The organism is Martelella endophytica (genome assembly GCF_000960975.1).
In the GTDB taxonomy this organism is placed as follows: Bacteria; Pseudomonadota; Alphaproteobacteria; order Rhizobiales; family Rhizobiaceae; genus Martelella; species Martelella endophytica.
In genome coordinates this window covers 1,952,918-1,968,984 of record NZ_CP010803.1, presented here as the reverse complement: position 1 = coordinate 1,968,984, position 16,067 = coordinate 1,952,918, and the positions used below count along the sequence as shown (strand labels likewise).

15 protein-coding genes are annotated in these 16,067 nt (G+C 63.0%); 9 read left to right on the top strand and 6 right to left on the bottom strand.

The window, feature by feature from the left end; translation table 11 throughout:
* Positions 1-17: 17 nt before the first annotated feature.
* The gene (gene dapF, locus TM49_RS08880; protein WP_045680650.1) at positions 18-896 is read right to left on the bottom strand and encodes a diaminopimelate epimerase; all 879 of its coding nucleotides are present in this window, start codon (positions 894-896) and stop codon (positions 18-20) included.
* Between the two features lie 315 nt (positions 897-1,211).
* Between dapF and TM49_RS08875 the strand changes: the two genes are divergently transcribed.
* Together TM49_RS08875 and TM49_RS08870 are read left to right on the top strand one after the other, a co-directional pair.
* Positions 1,212-2,111, top strand: coding sequence for a DMT family transporter (locus TM49_RS08875; RefSeq protein WP_045680649.1), 900 nt, complete (start codon positions 1,212-1,214; stop codon positions 2,109-2,111).
* A 33-nt stretch (positions 2,112-2,144) separates the two neighbouring features.
* Positions 2,145-2,834 carry a DNA alkylation repair protein gene (locus TM49_RS08870; protein WP_045680648.1) on the top strand — a complete coding sequence of 230 codons (690 nt, stop codon included), beginning with the start codon at positions 2,145-2,147 and terminating at the stop codon, positions 2,832-2,834.
* Position 2,835: 1 nt separating this feature from the next.
* Here the strand turns inward: TM49_RS08870 and TM49_RS08865 are convergent, their stop codons facing one another.
* Positions 2,836-3,858 (bottom strand): MBL fold metallo-hydrolase, encoded by a 1,023-nt coding sequence (locus TM49_RS08865; RefSeq protein ID WP_045680646.1) that lies wholly within the window; start codon positions 3,856-3,858, stop codon positions 2,836-2,838.
* Positions 3,859-4,169: 311 nt separating this feature from the next.
* On the opposite strand from TM49_RS08865, the gene ffh reads away from it, so the two are divergent.
* The 5 genes from ffh to trmD all read left to right on the top strand — a co-directional run bounded on the left by ffh (position 4,170) and on the right by trmD (position 7,865).
* Positions 4,170-5,711, top strand: coding sequence for a signal recognition particle protein (gene ffh / locus TM49_RS08860; protein ID WP_045680644.1), 1,542 nt, complete (start codon positions 4,170-4,172; stop codon positions 5,709-5,711).
* Complete coding sequence (locus TM49_RS08855; protein WP_045680643.1) at positions 5,711-6,022, top strand: chorismate mutase; 312 nt, start codon at positions 5,711-5,713, stop codon at positions 6,020-6,022. Before ffh ends, TM49_RS08855 begins: the two co-directional genes overlap by 1 nt.
* Before the next feature lie 40 nt (positions 6,023-6,062).
* Complete coding sequence (gene rpsP, locus TM49_RS08850; protein WP_045680640.1) at positions 6,063-6,446, top strand: 30S ribosomal protein S16; 384 nt, start codon at positions 6,063-6,065, stop codon at positions 6,444-6,446.
* A gap of 166 nt (positions 6,447-6,612) precedes the next feature.
* The gene (gene rimM, locus TM49_RS08845; protein WP_045685016.1) at positions 6,613-7,179 is read left to right on the top strand and encodes a ribosome maturation factor RimM; all 567 of its coding nucleotides are present in this window, start codon (positions 6,613-6,615) and stop codon (positions 7,177-7,179) included.
* Complete coding sequence (gene trmD, locus TM49_RS08840) at positions 7,179-7,865, top strand: tRNA (guanosine(37)-N1)-methyltransferase TrmD (protein WP_045680637.1); 687 nt, start codon at positions 7,179-7,181, stop codon at positions 7,863-7,865. The genes rimM and trmD overlap by 1 nt, the downstream gene beginning before the upstream one ends.
* Before the next feature lie 15 nt (positions 7,866-7,880).
* Here the strand turns inward: trmD and olsC are convergent, their stop codons facing one another.
* Positions 7,881-8,699, bottom strand: a complete 819-nt coding sequence (gene olsC / locus TM49_RS08835; protein ID WP_082074678.1) for an ornithine lipid ester-linked acyl 2-hydroxylase OlsC — start codon at positions 8,697-8,699, stop codon at positions 7,881-7,883.
* 158 nt (positions 8,700-8,857) lie between these two features.
* Here olsC and TM49_RS08830 point away from each other — a divergent pair, with 158 nt between their 5' ends.
* Positions 8,858-12,223, top strand: coding sequence for a hybrid sensor histidine kinase/response regulator (locus tag TM49_RS08830; RefSeq protein WP_045680635.1), 3,366 nt, complete (start codon positions 8,858-8,860; stop codon positions 12,221-12,223).
* Entirely contained in the window at positions 12,216-13,124 is a 909-nt protein-coding gene (locus TM49_RS08825; RefSeq protein ID WP_045680634.1) for a response regulator transcription factor, read from the top strand. The genes TM49_RS08830 and TM49_RS08825 overlap by 8 nt, the downstream gene beginning before the upstream one ends.
* Positions 13,125-13,160: 36 nt before the next feature.
* Here TM49_RS08825 and TM49_RS08820 read toward each other — a convergent pair whose 3' ends face one another.
* The 3 genes from TM49_RS08820 to TM49_RS08810 form a co-directional block, all read right to left on the bottom strand.
* Positions 13,161-14,447: a TRAP transporter large permease gene (locus TM49_RS08820; protein WP_045680631.1), complete on the bottom strand. Its 1,287-nt coding sequence runs from the start codon at positions 14,445-14,447 to the stop codon at positions 13,161-13,163.
* Positions 14,438-14,974 (bottom strand): TRAP transporter small permease, encoded by a 537-nt coding sequence (locus TM49_RS08815; RefSeq protein ID WP_045680628.1) that lies wholly within the window; start codon positions 14,972-14,974, stop codon positions 14,438-14,440. Before TM49_RS08815 ends, TM49_RS08820 begins: the two co-directional genes overlap by 10 nt.
* Before the next feature lie 76 nt (positions 14,975-15,050).
* Positions 15,051-16,025, bottom strand: coding sequence for a C4-dicarboxylate TRAP transporter substrate-binding protein (locus TM49_RS08810; protein ID WP_045680627.1), 975 nt, complete (start codon positions 16,023-16,025; stop codon positions 15,051-15,053).
* Positions 16,026-16,067: the final 42 nt, after the last annotated feature.

The window sequence follows — 16,067 nt, the reverse complement described above, 5'->3', positions numbered from 1 at the left end:
AAGGCTGGGCGCGATGCCTAAAGCCGCTCCCACTCGCCCGTTGCGGGCTCAACCGCGCCGCGCCATTCGAGCACGGCAGGCCCGGTCATGACGACGTGGTCGTTGTCCTCGCGCCAGTCGATTTCCAGCGCGCCGGCCGGCAGGTAGACCGTGACCTTGCGGCCCGTGCGCCCGGTACGGGCAGCGGAGACAGCGGCGGCGCAGGCGGCGGAGCCGCAGGCGAGCGTGAGGCCGGCGCCGCGCTCGAAGGTCTTCAGCGACAGCGAGGACGGCGAAGTGACCTGCGCCAGCGAAATGTTGGCGCGCTCGGGAAACATCGGATGATGCTCGTAGCGCGGGCCGAAAGCGAGGATGTCGTAACTGTCGACATCGCGCGGCACGAAGAACACCGCGTGCGGATTGCCCATCGAAGCGGCGGAGAAACGCTGCAGGGCGGGGTCGGCCTCATGCGGCTCGGCCAGCGCGATGTGCTTCGTATCTGCCGCCGGGCCGGCGAGCGGGATCTTCTCCCACTCGAATTCCGGCGGGCCCATGTCCACCGAGATCAGTCCATCGCCGTGGCGTTCGGCAAGAAGTGAACCGGCAATGGTGCGGAAGGCAAAGCGGGTCTGGCCGGAGGCCGCGTTCAGGTAGTCGACGACACAGCGCGTGCCGTTGCCGCAGGCCTGCGCCATCGATCCGTCGGAATTGAGAATGTCGATCCAGCCGTCCGGCGCGTCGTCGCGCGGATCGTAGAGCGCCATGATCTGGTCGAAGGCCGTGTCGGGGTGAGCGTTGAGGCGGATCGCCGCCTGCGGCGTCACCTTGTCCTGGCGGCCGCGCATGTCGATCACGAGAATCTTGTTGCCAAGCCCGTTCATGCGCATCATCGGCGCCTTGTCGTTCGTCTGCGTCATCGCGTGGCTCCGCTCATCTCTTCCCGGCGCGTTATATGGTCAAGAACGGCGCCGGTCACCAGTGGATATCCGACCGTCGCCAAAAAAACGCGCGGAAAACTGATGCACCACCTTCAAGCCTTTGCCAGCGGGTTTCTCACGGTGTAGTGTCGGCCCATCCCTCCCCGGCGACCTCTCCTCCCCGAGCCTCGCCATTCTGACGCCGCTGCCCCGCCGAAATCCGGGGCATCTGAAAGTTCTGTTCATGTTGTTTACCATTTCGAAGTCGTCCGCCGCCCCAGGCCGGGCCGGCCGCAGTGCTGGCAGGTTTTGTGCATGAAGGTCTCCGGTATCGTCTTCGCCTTCTCCGCCATCACGATCTTCGCCATCCAGGATGCCATCACGCGCCATCTCGGACCGCTTTATTCACCCTTCTTCATTTCGATGGTGCGGTTCTGGGCGTTTGGCGCGTTCGTCGTCATCCTCGCCGCGCGTTCGCCGGTCGGCTTCAGGAAGGCGATCGCCACGCAGCATCTCGGCCTGCAGATCTGGCGGAGCCTGCTGCTCGTGGGGCAGATCTTTGTCTCCATCCTGTCGTTTGCCATGGTCGGGCTGGCGCAGAGCCAGGCGATCTTCATGTCGGCGCCGCTGGTGGTCGCCCTGCTTTCCGTGCCACTTCTCGGCGAGAAGGTCGGCTGGCGGCGCTGGATCGCCATCATCATCGGTCTGTTCGGCGTGCTGATCATCATCAATCCGTTCGACGCCAATTTCTCGATGCTGACACTGATCCCCGTCGGCTGCTGCATCACCTTCTCGCTCTATTCGCTCTATACCCGTCTTGCAGGGCGCTATGACGGCGCCGAGGTCAGCCTGTTCTACACCGGCATCGTCGGCCTGGTGGTCACCAGCCTCATCGGCCCGTTCTTCTGGGAAACGGTCGGCTGGGCCGACTGGGGCTGGCTCGCGGCACTCTGCATCACCGGCATTTCCGGCCATTACTGCCTGATCCGAGCGCTGGAGGTGACGGAAGCCGTCACGGTGCAGACCGTGACCTATCTGCAGCTCGTCTACGCCTCGCTGTTTGGCGTTCTGATCTTCCACGAGACCCTGACCAGCCACATGGTCATCGGTGCGCTGATCGTGGTCGGCGCCGGCGTGTTTACCATCTGGCGCGAGCACGCCCTGAAACAGCGCAAGGGCGCATCGTCGACGGAGGCCTCGCTCGTCGGCGGTTGACGGATATCGAGGTTGGCCCAGGGAGGGGCAGACATGCTGTCGCATCAATCTTCGGCGGCGGAAATCATGGCGGAGCTCGCCGAACGCGCCGACCCGACGCGGATTGCGGAGATGGCCCGCGTCGGCATCCGCACCGATACGGCCATCGGCCTTTCCAATCGGCAGCTCCAGCAACTGGCCCGCGCGGTCGGCCGCGATCACGGGCGGGCGTTCGCACTCTGGGAAACCCCGGTGCGCGAGGCGCGCGTACTGGCGCTGCTGACCCTCGAGCCGGCCCGGCTGACGCCTGAGGAGATGTTTCGCCTTGCCGGAGATTTTGCCTCCTGGGAGATCGTCGATACCGCCGCCGATATCTTCGTCGAGGCGCGGCTGGACCCGGCGCTGATCGCCTCATTTGCCGCAGACGAGCGTGAATTCGTGCGCCGGACCGCCTTTGCGATGATCGCTGGGGCTGCCGTCCACTGCAAGCAGGAGCCGGCGGCGACCTTCCTCGCCTTCCTGCCGCTCATCGAGCATCATGCCGGCGATGAGCGCAATTTCGTGAAGAAGGCTGTGAACTGGGCCCTGCGCAATATCGGCATGCGGAACAAGGCGTGCCATGAAGCAGCGCTCGGCCTTGCCGACAAACTTGCGGCCTCCGACAACCGGACGCGACGCTGGGTCGGCCGGGACGCGGTGAAGTACCTGACCGACCCCAAACGTCGCGCCCGGCTGAAAGCCTAGATCAGGGCTCAGCCGGCACGTCAAACGCCTCGCCGGGTTCCAGCGGACGAAAACGGTCTTCGCCGATGCCGGCATCGGCGAGCGCGGATTTCAGAGTTTCGACTGGCGCATCGCGACCTTCATCGGTGAGCTGGAAAGTGCCGAAGTGATGGCCGACGGCATAGGCGGTGTTGCAGAGCCGGAAGCCCTCGACCGCCTCCACCGGATCCTGATGCTCGCCCCGCATGAAGGACCGCGGCTCATAGGCACCGATCGGCAGATTGGCGAGGCGGAAGCTTCCGTATTTTTCGGCCGCCGCCCGATAGTTCCGCCCCTCGTGAAAACCGGTATCGCCGATATGATAGATGCGCCCCGCCGGCGTTTCGAGCACGAAGGCAGCCCAGAGCGCCATGCGCCTGTCGGCAATGCCGCGCGCCGACCAGTGGTGGCACGGCTCGGCAATGACGCCGACGCCGCCGGCCGTCATCGCCTGGCCGCCCCAATCGAGCACGGTAATATCGGCATCCGAGAGCCTGGAGCGGATGATGGTATCGTTGCCAAGCGGCGTGATGAAACGGGGCCGGTGCGCTTCGTGCAGCATCTCCAGCGTATCGAGGCTCAGGTGATCATAGTGATTGTGGGTGACCAGGATCGTATCGATCTTCGGCAGGTCCTCGATCAGCACGCCGGGTGGGCAGACCCGTTTCGGCCCGACCGAACGGAACGGGCTCGCCCGCTCGTCAAAGATCGGATCGGTCAGGATATTGGCGCCTGCAACCTGGATCAGCAGGCTGGCGTGACCGATCATCGTCACCCGCAGTTCGTTGCCGCTGACCTCGGGTGCAGGCCGGGCCGGTGCGAAGGGACATGCGACCGATTTCGGCCATTTGGCGCGGTTGCTCTCCATCTGCCACTTCAGCATCTCGCGAAACCCGGGCAGGCTCATGCCTTCGGGATTGAAGAATCGCGCTCCGTCGAAATGATCGCTCTTGGGTCCGTCATAATAGCGGTTCTTCCTCCTGGGCATCGTCCTGCCTGATGTCATGTCATCGTCCTGTTGCTGGGTTTCACGCGCCTAGGATATATGATGTGCGCCGCGAAAAGTTCCATGGGCGCGGCAGAAACGCCTGCAGGACTTGACTTTGCCGCGATCTTCCTGTTTATCCGCGCTGACTTAGCTGACACCAAAGACGCTCAGCAGCCGACCGGGACCCGCAAAGGTGTAAAGAGATCCCGGAGGTCAACATCCGACAGCGCGATGCGCCCTCGGATGGTTTTTTGCTTTGCGTCTTGTTTTTGTCGGTGGCTATGCCAACGTTTCAGCCGGAAAAGCCGAAACGAAAAGGGAATGCGTGAATGTTTGAGAACCTCCAGGACCGCCTTGGTTCCGTCCTCAAGGGACTGACAGGCCGCGGATCGCTTTCGGAAGCCGACGTCGCTGCAGCACTTCGCGAAGTGCGCCGCGCGTTGCTTGAGGCTGACGTTGCGCTGGAAGTGGTGCGCGACTTCACCGCCCGCGTGCGCGAAAAGGCCGTCGGCGCCGAAGTTCTGAAGTCGATCAAGCCGGGCCAGATGGTGGTCAAGATCGTCCATGACGAGCTGGTCGAGATGCTGGGCTCGGAAGGCGTCACCATCGATCTCAACGCGCCCGCCCCGGTCGTCATCATGATGGTCGGCCTGCAGGGCTCGGGCAAGACCACGACCACCGGCAAGATCGCGGCGCGGATGACGAACCGCGACCGCAAACGCGTGCTCATGGCTTCGCTCGACACCCGCCGCCCGGCGGCGCAGGAGCAGCTGAAGCAGATCGGCGAGCAGACAAAGGTCGACACCCTGCCGGTGATTCCCGGCCAGGACCCCGTTTCGATCGCCAAGCGCGCCGTACAGGCCGCCAAGCTCGGCGGTCATGACATCGTCATCCTCGACACCGCCGGCCGCACCCATATCGACGAGCCGCTGATGGTCGAGATGGCCGACATCCGCAAGGTGTCGAACCCGCATGAAATCCTGCTGGTTGCCGACAGCCTGACCGGTCAGGATGCCGTCAATCTGGCGCGCAACTTCGATGAGCGCGTCGGCATCACCGGCCTGGTGCTGACCCGCATGGATGGCGACGGCCGCGGCGGTGCGGCCCTTTCGATGCGCGCCGTTACCGGCAAGCCGATCAAGCTCATCGGTACCGGCGAGAAGATGGACGCGCTGGAGGAGTTTCATCCCAAGCGCATCGCCGACCGCATCCTCGGCATGGGCGACATTGTCTCGCTGGTCGAAAAGGCCGCCGAGACGATCGACGCCGAAAAGGCGCGGGCCATGGCCGAGAAGATGGCCAAGGGCAAGTTCGACATGAACGACATGGCCGAACAGCTGAAGCAGATGCAGAACATGGGCGGCATGGGCGGCATCATGGGCATGATGCCCGGCATGGGCGGCATGAAGGACAAGCTCGCGGCGGCCGGAATGGACGACAGCGTGTTCAAGCGCCAGCTCGCCATCATCTCGTCGATGACCAAATATGAGCGCGCCCATCCGGACGTTTTGAAGAATTCGCGCAAGAAGCGCATTGCCGCAGGTTCCGGCACCTCAGCTGCCGACATCAACAAGCTTTTGAAGATGCACCGCCAGATGGCCGACATGATGAAGGCCATGGGCGGCAAGGGCAAAGGCAAGATGAAGCAGATGATGAACATGCTCGGCGGCGGCATGGGCGGTGGCATGCCGGGCGGCCTTCCCGGTGGAATGGGCGGCATGCCCGACCTTTCCAAGCTCGACGCCAACCAGCTTGCCGAACTGCAGAAGCAGGCCGGCAGCCTCGGTGGCGGCGGTCTTCCGGGCCTCGGCAGTCCGAAGCTTCCCGGTCTGGGCGGCGGCTTTGGCGGTTTTGGCAAGGGCAAGAAGTGATGACCGACACCGAAATCCGCCAGCAGCTCGCGCAGTACCGCCAGTCGATCGACAATCTCGATGCGGCACTGGTGCATGTTCTGGCCGAACGCTTTCGTTGCACCAAGGCGGTTGGCCACCTGAAGGCCCAGCATGACCTTCCTCCGGCCGATCCGGCCCGCGAGGAACAGCAGATCACCCGGTTGAGGACTTTGGCGAAGAATGCCGACCTCGACCCAGACTTTGCCGAGAAATTCCTGAATTTCATCATCAGGGAAGTCATCCGGCACCATGAGCAGATCGCTGCAGAACACAGCAGCGTCGAACAGTAAAAGGCCGAAAACGGTCAATACCCATCAAGGAGAAACAGAAATGGCAATCAAAATTCGTCTCGCCCGTGGCGGTTCCAAGAAGCGTCCCTACTACCACATCGTTGCTGCTGACGAGCGCTCCCCGCGCGACGGCCGCTTCATCGAGAAGCTCGGCCACTGGAACCCGATGCTGCCGAAGGACTCGGAAGAGCGTGTCGTTTTCGACACCGACCGTGTGAAGTACTGGCTCGGCACCGGCGCCCAGCCGACCGACCGCGTTCTGCGCTTCCTCGCAGAAGCCGGTATTGCCGAGCGCAAGGTTCGCAACAACCCGAACAAGGCGAAGCCCGGCAAGAAGGCCGAAGAGCGCGCCGCCGAGAAGAAGCAGAAGGCCGAAGAAGCAGCAGCCGCTGCCGCCGAAGCCTCCGCAGAAGCTTCGGAATAAGGTTTCTCTGCCGCCGGCCCGCCGCTTCCGCGATTGCGCGGAAAGCGTTAGCGATGGCCGGCGTCCGGAAATGCTTTGTCGACAAAGAGGTCGGGCATCACTGCCCGGCCTTTTCCTTTGTCGCAAAAGCGCCTAGATAGCCATGAATGGCAGAAAGCGAACGACCATGGCGAAACTCAAAGATCCGGTACTGATGGCAACCGTCGGCGCGGCGCAGGGACTGCGCGGCGATGTTCGGGTGCGCTGCTTCACGGCCAATCCGCTGACCGTCGGCGACTACGGGCACCTTCATGCAGAGGACGGACGCACCTTCGAAATCCTCGAGACCCGCCCCGGCAAGAACAACATGATCGTGATCCGCTTCCGCGGCGTCAACGACCGCAATGCCGCCGAGGCGCTGCGCGGGCTGAACCTCTATCTCGAGCGCGAACACCTGCCGGATGACGAGCTCGACGACGACGAATATTTCTACGCCGATCTCGAAGGCCTGGACGTCTATGACGATGAGGGCAACAATTACGGCGCCGTCAGCGCGATCTTCGATTTCGGCGCGGGCGATCTTCTGGAGCTGAAAGGCCCCGGTCGCCGGCCGGTGCTGATCCCGTTCAATGAAAACGCCGTGCTGGAAGTCGATTTCGAGGATGGCCGCATCCTGATCGACCCCGTGGCCGCCGGCCTCGTCGATGACGGTGACGACGACAGTTCGGAATTCCCGGGCACCGGCGGACTGTAATGGCATTTCGCGCGACGGTTCTGACGCTTTATCCGGAGATGTTTCCCGGCCATCTCGGCACGTCGCTTGCCGGCCGGGCAGCCGATCGCGGCGACTGGTCGCTGGAAGCGGTCAACATCCGTGACTTCACCGAAGACAAGCACAGAAGCGTCGATGACACACCGGCCGGCGGGGGCGCCGGCATGGTGCTCAGAGCCGACATCCTCGGCAAGGCCATCGACGCCGTCTCGGGCGACGATGACCGGCCGCGGCTGCTGATGAGCCCGCGGGGCCGTCCCCTCACCCAGAAACGCGTGCGCGAACTTGCAGACGGCCCCGGCGCCGTGATCGTCTGCGGCCGTTTCGAGGGCGTCGACCAGCGCGTCATCGACCGTCGCGGTCTCGAGGAAGTCTCGATCGGCGACTACATCCTTTCAGGTGGCGAGCCGGCTGCGCTGGTGCTGCTCGATGCCGTCGTCCGGGTGCTTCCCGGCGTGATGGGCAATGCGCTTTCCGGTACGCATGAGAGCTTCGAGGACGGCCTTCTGGAGCATCCGCACTATACCCGACCCGCCGAATGGGAAGGCGAGACGATCCCCGAAGTGCTCGCCTCCGGCAATCACGCCGCGATCGACAAGTGGCGCCATCAAAAGGCGATGGAACTGACCGCCCTCAGGCGGCCGGACCTGCTCGACCCGGAAGACTGAGCCTTCCGCGCTCGCTTACGGCCGGTTTCTGAGCGCTTCCGCCTCGGCGTAGAACTTCTTTTCCCAGTCCTTGTGGTTATCCAGCCCCTCGCGGATGAAGGGGGTGAACACCGCCATGTTCATCAGCAGCCAGTTGACGAATTTTGCTGGGAAGCGGGTCGGCTTGACGAAATCGACGAACACCACGACGCGGGTCTTGTCGGTATGGTTCCAGGCTTCGTGCTCATAGGCATCATCGAAGATCAGCACCTTGCCTTCTTCCCAGTGGCAGATCTGGTCCTTGACGCGGATTGCGAGCTCATCGGGTGCCGCCTCCGGCACGATCATGCCGAGATGCAGCCGCAGCACGCCATTATAAGGGCCGCGATGCGCCGGCAGGTGCTTGCCGGGCTCGAAAATCGAGAACATGACGGTCGTCAGTCCCGGAATCTTCTGCATCGCTGCCCAGGTGTTCGGGCAGGCCTTGATGTTCTGTTCCGATTTCAGTCCGTAGCCCAGCAGAAAGAAAGTCTTCCAGTGATTGTCGCTGGAGATCGTCTTCACGTCGGTCGAGATATCCTGAAAGCTCGGCAGCTCGCTCTGGCGCAACAGAACCTTGTCGAGCTCTGCGCGGATGGCGGGGGCCGCCGCCTCGATATCCTTTGCCCACGGGAAGGTGGCGTTGTCATAGACCGGCGGATTGCCATGGATTGCATATTTCAGGTTGAGCTTTTCCGCCCAGTTGACGATGCCCATGAAGAAGCGGGTCACCGCGCTCGGACGCTCCATCGGCGCGATGCCTTCGGTTCCGAAAGTCTGGCCGTCATTGCCGGTTTTCGTCTCTGCCTTCGCCATGTCCCTCTGCCTTTCGGATGCGGTCGTGTTTGACTGAGCATAACATTGCGCAAAAAAGGAAAAAGTGCGGCATGGCTGCGGCATTTCCCCGCGTTTTCGCTTGCCAAGCGGGCGCGATACCGAAACATTCGGTCAAAGCCCGTTTCAAAGCAGAGTATATGACGCCACGCCAACGCATCATTCCCGTCCGGCGCGAATATAACCGCTGGGTCGCCAACCAGACGCTGGAGGACTACGCGCTGCGGTTTACCGCGAAGAGCGCGCGCCGGTTCTCCTCGAGCCGCATCTCGCAGACCGCCATCGGCGCGATCTCGTTTCTGGCGCTGGAGGCGATCGGCGGCACGATCACGCTTTCCTACGGCACGACCAATGCCTTCTTCGCCGCCATTGTCGCAGCCGCCGTGATGCTGCTTGCCGGCCTGCCGATCGCCAAATATGCGATCCGCCACGGCGTCGATATCGACCTTCTGACCCGCGGCGCCTCATTCGGCTATATCGGCTCGACAGTCACCTCGCTGATCTATGCCAGCTTCACCTTCATCCTGTTTGCGATCGAGGCGTCGATCATGTCGGGAGCGCTGGAGCTCGCCTTCGGCATTCCGCTGTGGATCAGCTACATCATCTCCGCCGTTCTGGTGATCCCGCTCGTCACCTATGGCGTGCAGATGATCTCGCGGTTCCAGCTGATCACCCAGCCGTTCTGGATCATCCTCAACATCCTGCCTTTCGTGTTCATCGCCTTCATGGACTTCGAGAAGTTCGAAGTGTGGCGAGCCTTCGGCGGCCTCCATACGCCATCAGTGGCACCCGGTTCCGCCGCACCGTTCACGCTGGCCGGCTTTGCCGCGGCTGCCGGCGTCATCTTCGCGCTGATGCCGCAGATCGGCGAGCAGGTGGACTTCCTCCGGTTTCTGCCGGCGAGCGGCAAGCGCAAACTGCGCCACCGGCTTGCCATCTTCCTCGCCGGTCCCGGCTGGGTGGTGGTCGGCGTGCCGAAGCTGATGGCAGGTTCGTTCCTCGCCGTTCTCGCGCTTTCGGCCGGTACCCCGACGACGGCAGCGGCCGATCCCGCCCATATGTATCTCACCGCCTTCGGCTACATGATCCCCAACCAGACAGCAGCACTTCTGCTGATGGCGGCCTTTGTCGTCGTGTCGCAGCTGAAGATCAACGTGATGAATGCTTATGCCGGATCGCTCGCATGGTCGAACTTCTTCTCGCGCCTGACCCACAGCCATCCGGGCCGCGTCGTCTGGCTGATCTTCAACGTTGCGATCGCCCTGCTCCTGATGCAGCTCGGCATCTACCGCCTGCTGGAAGCCTCGCTCAGCGTATTCTCGATCGTCGCCATGGCCTGGCTCTCGACGATCTCGGCCGACCTGTTCATCAACAAGCCGCTCGGTCTGTCGCCACCCGGCATCGAGTTCAAGCGCGCGCATCTCTACGACATCAACCCGGTGGGACTTGGCGCGATGGCGACCTCCGGCGGCATTGCCCTTGCCGCCCATTTCGGCCTGTTCGGGGCGCTTGCCGTCTCGTTTGCGCCGTTCATCGCGCTTATCGTGGCCCTCATTGCCTCACCGCTTCTCGCCTGGGCCACGGACGGGCGCTACTACCTCGCCCGCAAGCCACGCAAGGGCTGGCAGTCGAAAACCGCGATCACCTGCTCGATCTGCGAACATCCCTTCGAGCCGGAGGACATGGCCTGGTGTCCGGCCTATGCCGGACCGATCTGCTCGCTCTGCTGTTCGCTCGACAGCCGTTGCCACGATCTCTGCAAGCCGAAGGCCAGGTTCAACACCCAGGTCGCCACCGTCGCTTACAAGCTCCTGCCGCACCGTGTCGTCGCCCAGCTCTCGAGCCGACTGGGACGCTACGGCATCGCCTTTGCGCTCTCCGTCGCCTTCATCGGCGCGATCCTCGGCATGGTAGCCTATCAGATGGCGCAGGCATCGCCGGAGACGGCCTCGGTGGTCTACGACACATCGCTGATCGTGTTCTTCGTGTTCTCGCTGGTGGCCGGCGTCGTCGCATGGTTCTTCGTGCTTGCCCATGACAGCCGGATGGTGGCGGAGGAAGAATCCTCCCGCCAGACCACGCTGCTGCTCAAGGAAATCGCCGCCCACGAGAAGACGGATGCCGCGCTGCAGGCCGCCAAGGAAGCGGCAGAAGCGGCCAACCGGGCCAAGAGCCGCTATGTCGTCGGCCTTTCCCACGAGCTGCGCACACCGCTCAATGCCGTCTACGGCTATGCCCAGCTTCTGGAGCGCGACCCGACGATACCGGAAGCGCGCCAGCCGGCGATCAAGTCGATCCGCCGCTCCGCCGATTATCTCTCCGGCCTGATTGACGGCCTGCTCGACATATCCCGGATCGAATCCGGCCGGCTCCAGGTGTTTTCCAACGAGATCGATCTCACGGAGTTCCTCGACCAGATCACCGACATGTTCGAAACCCAGGCCCGCGCCAAAGGCCTCACCTTTCACCACGAGCGCGACCGCAACCTGCCGGCTCATGTCAGAAGCGACGAGAAGCGGCTGCGACAGATCCTCGTCAACTTGCTTTCCAATGCGGTGAAATTCACCGACACCGGCACCGTTACCTTCACCGCCCGCTACCGCAGCCAGGTCGCGACTTTCATCGTTTCCGACACCGGCAGCGGCATCGCCGCCAGCGACCTCGGTCGCATCTACGAGCCGTTCGAACGCGGCGGGCGCAGCGAGAAGCCGGGCCTCGGCCTCGGCCTTACCATTACCCGTCTCCTGGTCAACACGCTCGGCGGCGCGATCGATGTCAGAAGCGAGGAGGGAAAGGGTACGACCTTCACCGTGCGGCTGATGCTCGCCTCCATCGACCGGCCAACGCTGTGGCGCGCGACGGCCGAGAACGAGCGTGCCGGCTATGAGGGCCCGCGCCGCACGATCATGGTGGTCGACGACAATGCCGACCATCGGGCGATGATGCGCGACATTCTCGGCCAGCTTGGCTTTGCCGTGCTTCTTGCCGAGGATGGTGCCGGCGCACTCGACATGCTGGAGGAGGAAAAGCCGGACCTCTTCCTCCTCGACATCCGCATGAACGGCATGAACGGCTGGCAGCTTGCGACGCGGCTGCGCGAGGCCGGCATCACCAGCCCGATCGTGATGCTTTCGGCCAATATCGGCGATGACGCGGTGATCGGCCGGGGCGACGACAGCCACAACGACACGCTCTCCAAGCCCGTCAACCTCAACCGGCTGCGCGATGTGCTGGCGCTGCAGCTCGGCCTGGTGTGGCGCACCCAGAAGGCGGCCAGCCCACAAAAACCTGCCGAAAAGCCCGTCCCGCCGCCGAAAAGCGACCGCGACGAATTGATAGGCCTCGCCGAAATCGGCTATCTACGCGGTATCCGCGAGAAACTCGATGCGCTTTCAAAGAGCGCCGCATACCAGCCCTTTGCAGAAAAGGCAGGCGCTTACATCACCGCCTTCGATATCGATGGCTTCATCCGCTTCGTGCGGGCCGCAGAGGAAACCGATGGCTGAGGAAATCGTACTTCTGGTCGATGACAGCCCCGAGGCGCTCAGTTTCCTGACGGATGCGCTCGAAGCCTCAGGCTATTCGGTGCTGATCGCCACCTCCGGCGAAAGCGCGCTGAAGATCGTCGAGAAGATCACGCCCGACATGGTGCTCATGGATGCGGTGATGCCGAAGATGGACGGGTTCGAGGCCTGCAGGCGGCTGAAGGCCAGCCCGGCTGCCGGCACGCCGGTGATCTTCATGACAGGGCTGTCGGAGACCGAACACATCGTCCATGCGCTGGAATCGGGCGGCGTCGACTACCTGACGAAGCCGATCAACATCGATGAACTGAGGGCCCGCATCCGCGTCCACCTCGCCAATGCCCGCTCGGCCCAGAGCGCGCGGGTTGCGCTCGATGCGACAGGGCGGCATCTCCTGGCCGCGGGGCCGGATGGCAGGCTTCGGTGGATGACGCCGCAGGCGAGCCGCCTGATCGCGGACGCCACCGGCAGCGAGCCGGACACTGGGTTAATCTCGAGGGAAATCGCCGCATGGCTCGCAACCGGCGGTGGAGAGGCACAGCCGGGCAGCGAGGCCGTGCTGGCACTCAGCGACGCCGGCAGGAAGCTCTTTCAGCTCGCCTTTCTGGAAAAGACCGGCGCCGAGGAATTCCTGTTTCGGGTGATGCCGGCCAATCCTGTCGGCGACGACGAGGTGCTGCGCAAGCATTTCGCGGTGACGGCACGCGAAGCCGAGGTACTGATGTGGATCGCCAAGGGCAAGACCAACCGCGACATCGCCGACATTCTGGGCCTTTCGACCCGCACGGTGAACAAGCATCTGGAACAGATCTACGTCAAGCTGGGCGTCGAAAACCGCGCCTCTGCCGCCGTCAAGGCGGCCTATGTGCTGCATGACATCTGACCGCCACCGCAAAGGGCAATGGCGGTCAGCAGACTGTTATTTTCCCATCATCAGGTCCGGCAGGAAGGTCACGATCGAGGGAAACAGGACCAGCGCCAGCAGCACCGCAAGCAGGGCGACAAAGAACAGCCATGCCTCGCGCATATATTCACCGACGGAAACGCCGAGCACCGAGCACGAGGTGAACATCAGCGTGCCGACCGGTGGCGTTACACCGCCGATGGTCAGGTTCACCACCATCATGATGCCGAACTGCAGCGGATCGATGCCGAGCTTGGTGATCGCCGGCACCAGGATCGGGGTCAGCAGGATCAGCGCCGCCGTGCCCTCGATCAGCATGCCGATGACGAGCAGCAGCACATTGATCAGCAGCAGCAGAAGCAGCGGGTTCTGGGTGACGCCGAGCAGCAGGGCCGCGCCCTTGGACGGAATCTGCTCCCAGGTCATGTAGAAGCCGAAAGCGCCGGCCGCGCAGATGATCAGCATCACCACCGAGGTCGCCAGCACCGTTTCGATGATGATCAGCGGGAAAGACGAAATCTTCAGCTCCCGGTGCCAGAAGAAGCCGATGAGCGAGGCATAGACCACGGTCATCGCCCCGGCCTCGGTGGGCGTGAAGATACCCTGCCGGATGCCGATCAGGATGAAGGCGATGATCGACAAGGCGCCGAGCGATTCCACGAAGGCCTTCCAGAGTTCCCGACTGGTCGCCATCTTCACCCGCGTCGGCTGGTAATTGCGACGCTTCGCGGTGATACGCACCGCGATCATCAAGGCGACCATGATCATCAGGCCGGGGATGATGCCGGCGATGAACAGACGTCCGACGGAAACGTTCGCCAGAAAGCCATAAAGAATGAGGCCGATGCCTGGCGGAATGATCGGCGTGATGACGGCGGAACAGGTGCAGACCGCTGCCGTGAAGCCCGGTGAATAGCCGCGCCGGACCATCTCCGTGCCGAGCATCTTGGCCTGCATGGCGGCATCGGCATTGGCCGAGGCGGAGAGCCCGCCCATCAGCGCCGACAGCATCACATTGGCCTGCGCCAGCCCGCCAACAGTATGGCCCACCAGCGCATCCGCAAAGCCGAGCAGGCGCCGGGTGATGCCGGCATGGTTCATGATCGTTCCGGCGAAGATGAAGAACGGCACGGCGAGCAGCGGAAAGGATTCGGTGGAGGACGCCATCTTCTGGATGAACGAGCTGATCGGCAAACCGCTCGACATCAGGAAGAAGCTCAGCGCCGCCATGGCAATGCCCAGCGCGATCGGCGTGTTCAGCAGGAACAGCGCCAGCATGATGGCGATCGGTATCAGGCCCATCCCGCGCCTCCTTCTTCAGGGGATTCAGAAAGGCGATGCGTCGGCGCCATATCACCGTTGAGCCGGCGCCAGGCGATGCCGGCATAGCGCAGGAACATGCAGGCGAAGCCGCACATCAGCGCCGCATAGAGGATGGCGCGCGGCCATCTGAGGATCGGCATCGGATCATCCATCGTGCTGAGGCAGAATTTCACGCCGAGCCAGGTGGCATAGGCGAGGAAGGTGAGGATGAGGAGATCGACGAGGGCGCCGAGGATGCGTCGCGGACCGGGCGGGATCAGCATCCACGCCAGATCGATGCTCATATGCATGCCGTATTTGAAGGCCGCGGCGCTGCCCATGAAGATGAGCCAGGCGAAGGCGACCGAGGCGATGTCACCCGTCCAGGCGGCAGGCGTTTCGGTGATGTAGCGCGTGACGACGCCCCAGCAGACGGCAGCCACCAGCACGACGAGCGCTAACCCGCTGATGATTTCCTCGAAATAGTGGATGGGGCGCAGACCGGGGTGTTGCGATGTATTGGACATGGTTTCCCGCCTTGGAAGTGTGCCGCCGAAGGGCCGGAGTGTTCGCACCCCGGCCCCGGCAGTTCGAATGAACGGCTTATTCGGCGAGAATCTTCTGAATTTCCTGATAGAGACCGGGCGTCCAGTTCGGGAACTGGTCATAAACGCCGGCGGTCTTTTCGCGGAAGGCCTTGATGTCGACGTCGTCGACGATGGTGACGCCGGCATCGCGGAACTTCGACTTGTAATCCTCGTCCCGCTTCAGCGTCAGTTCAGTGGCGAGTTTGCCCGTCTCCTTGCCGACCTCCATCATCACCTGCTGGATGTCATCCGGCAGACTGTTGAAATAGTCGGAATTGATCACCCAGAAGGTGAAGGCGGTGAAATGCTGGGTCAGGGAGATAGTGTCGCGGGTTTCGTACAGCTTGGAACCCCAGAGCGAGCCAAGCGGCGCTTCTGCCCCTTCAACGACGTTCTGCTGGAGGGCGCTGTAGACTTCCGACCATTCTACGGTCGCGGGCCGTGTGCCCATGGCCTCGAAGGTCTTTACGAAGACCGTGTTCGGCGGAATGCGGATCGTCATGCCATCGACGTCGGCGGGCGTGCGCACCGGCTTGTCAGCCAGAATGTTGCGAGCGCCGAAGAGCGCGTCATCGACGAGGAAGGTAATGCCCTTCTCGCCGAACTGATCCTTGATCGCAGCAAACCAGTCGGAATTGGCGATCTTTTCGAACTGCGCCGGATTGTCGAGTAGGTAAGGCCCTTCGACCACACCGAAATCGGGCACGAAGTCGGAGAGATAGCCGGACGACGTCACCGAGATGATCGGCGCGCCCTGGCGCATCATCTGGTTGACGTCCTTCTCGCTGCCGAGCTGCTGTGCCGGGAACACCTGGATTTCAACACGTCCATCCGTCCTCTTGGCGACTTCGTCGGCAAAGAACTGGGCGGCTTCGATTGTCGGCTCGCCCGGCGACAGCGAGCTGGCGAGGCGAATGGTGTAGTCGGCCGCCATGGCGGTACCGGCGAACAGAATACCGGCCGCAAAAAGAGCGGCACTTGCAAATTTCATGATTGTCTTCCTCCTGAGATATCAGCGCCCTCCTCCGATAAG

Excerpts from the sequence above, each read along its gene's own strand:
- TM49_RS08875 (WP_045680649.1), top strand. The coding sequence starts at position 1,212 with ATGAAGGTCTCCGGTATCGTCTTCGCCTTCTCCGCCATCACGATCTTC.
- rimM (WP_045685016.1), top strand. The coding sequence starts at position 6,613 with ATGGCGAAACTCAAAGATCCGGTACTGATGGCAACCGTCGGCGCGGCG.
- TM49_RS08825 (WP_045680634.1), top strand. The coding sequence starts at position 12,216 with ATGGCTGAGGAAATCGTACTTCTGGTCGATGACAGCCCCGAGGCGCTC.
- rpsP (WP_045680640.1), top strand. The coding sequence starts at position 6,063 with ATGGCAATCAAAATTCGTCTCGCCCGTGGCGGTTCCAAGAAGCGTCCC.
- olsC (WP_082074678.1), bottom strand. The coding sequence starts at position 8,699 with ATGGCGAAGGCAGAGACGAAAACCGGCAATGACGGCCAGACTTTCGGA.
- TM49_RS08810 (WP_045680627.1), bottom strand. The coding sequence starts at position 16,025 with ATGAAATTTGCAAGTGCCGCTCTTTTTGCGGCCGGTATTCTGTTCGCC.
- dapF (WP_045680650.1), bottom strand. The coding sequence starts at position 896 with ATGACGCAGACGAACGACAAGGCGCCGATGATGCGCATGAACGGGCTT.
- TM49_RS08815 (WP_045680628.1), bottom strand. The coding sequence starts at position 14,974 with ATGTCCAATACATCGCAACACCCCGGTCTGCGCCCCATCCACTATTTC.
- TM49_RS08830 (WP_045680635.1), top strand. The coding sequence starts at position 8,858 with ATGACGCCACGCCAACGCATCATTCCCGTCCGGCGCGAATATAACCGC.
- TM49_RS08870 (WP_045680648.1), top strand. The coding sequence starts at position 2,145 with ATGCTGTCGCATCAATCTTCGGCGGCGGAAATCATGGCGGAGCTCGCC.
- ffh (WP_045680644.1), top strand. The coding sequence starts at position 4,170 with ATGTTTGAGAACCTCCAGGACCGCCTTGGTTCCGTCCTCAAGGGACTG.
- TM49_RS08865 (WP_045680646.1), bottom strand. The coding sequence starts at position 3,858 with ATGACATCAGGCAGGACGATGCCCAGGAGGAAGAACCGCTATTATGAC.
- TM49_RS08855 (WP_045680643.1), top strand. The coding sequence starts at position 5,711 with ATGACCGACACCGAAATCCGCCAGCAGCTCGCGCAGTACCGCCAGTCG.
- TM49_RS08820 (WP_045680631.1), bottom strand. The coding sequence starts at position 14,447 with ATGGGCCTGATACCGATCGCCATCATGCTGGCGCTGTTCCTGCTGAAC.
- trmD (WP_045680637.1), top strand. The coding sequence starts at position 7,179 with ATGGCATTTCGCGCGACGGTTCTGACGCTTTATCCGGAGATGTTTCCC.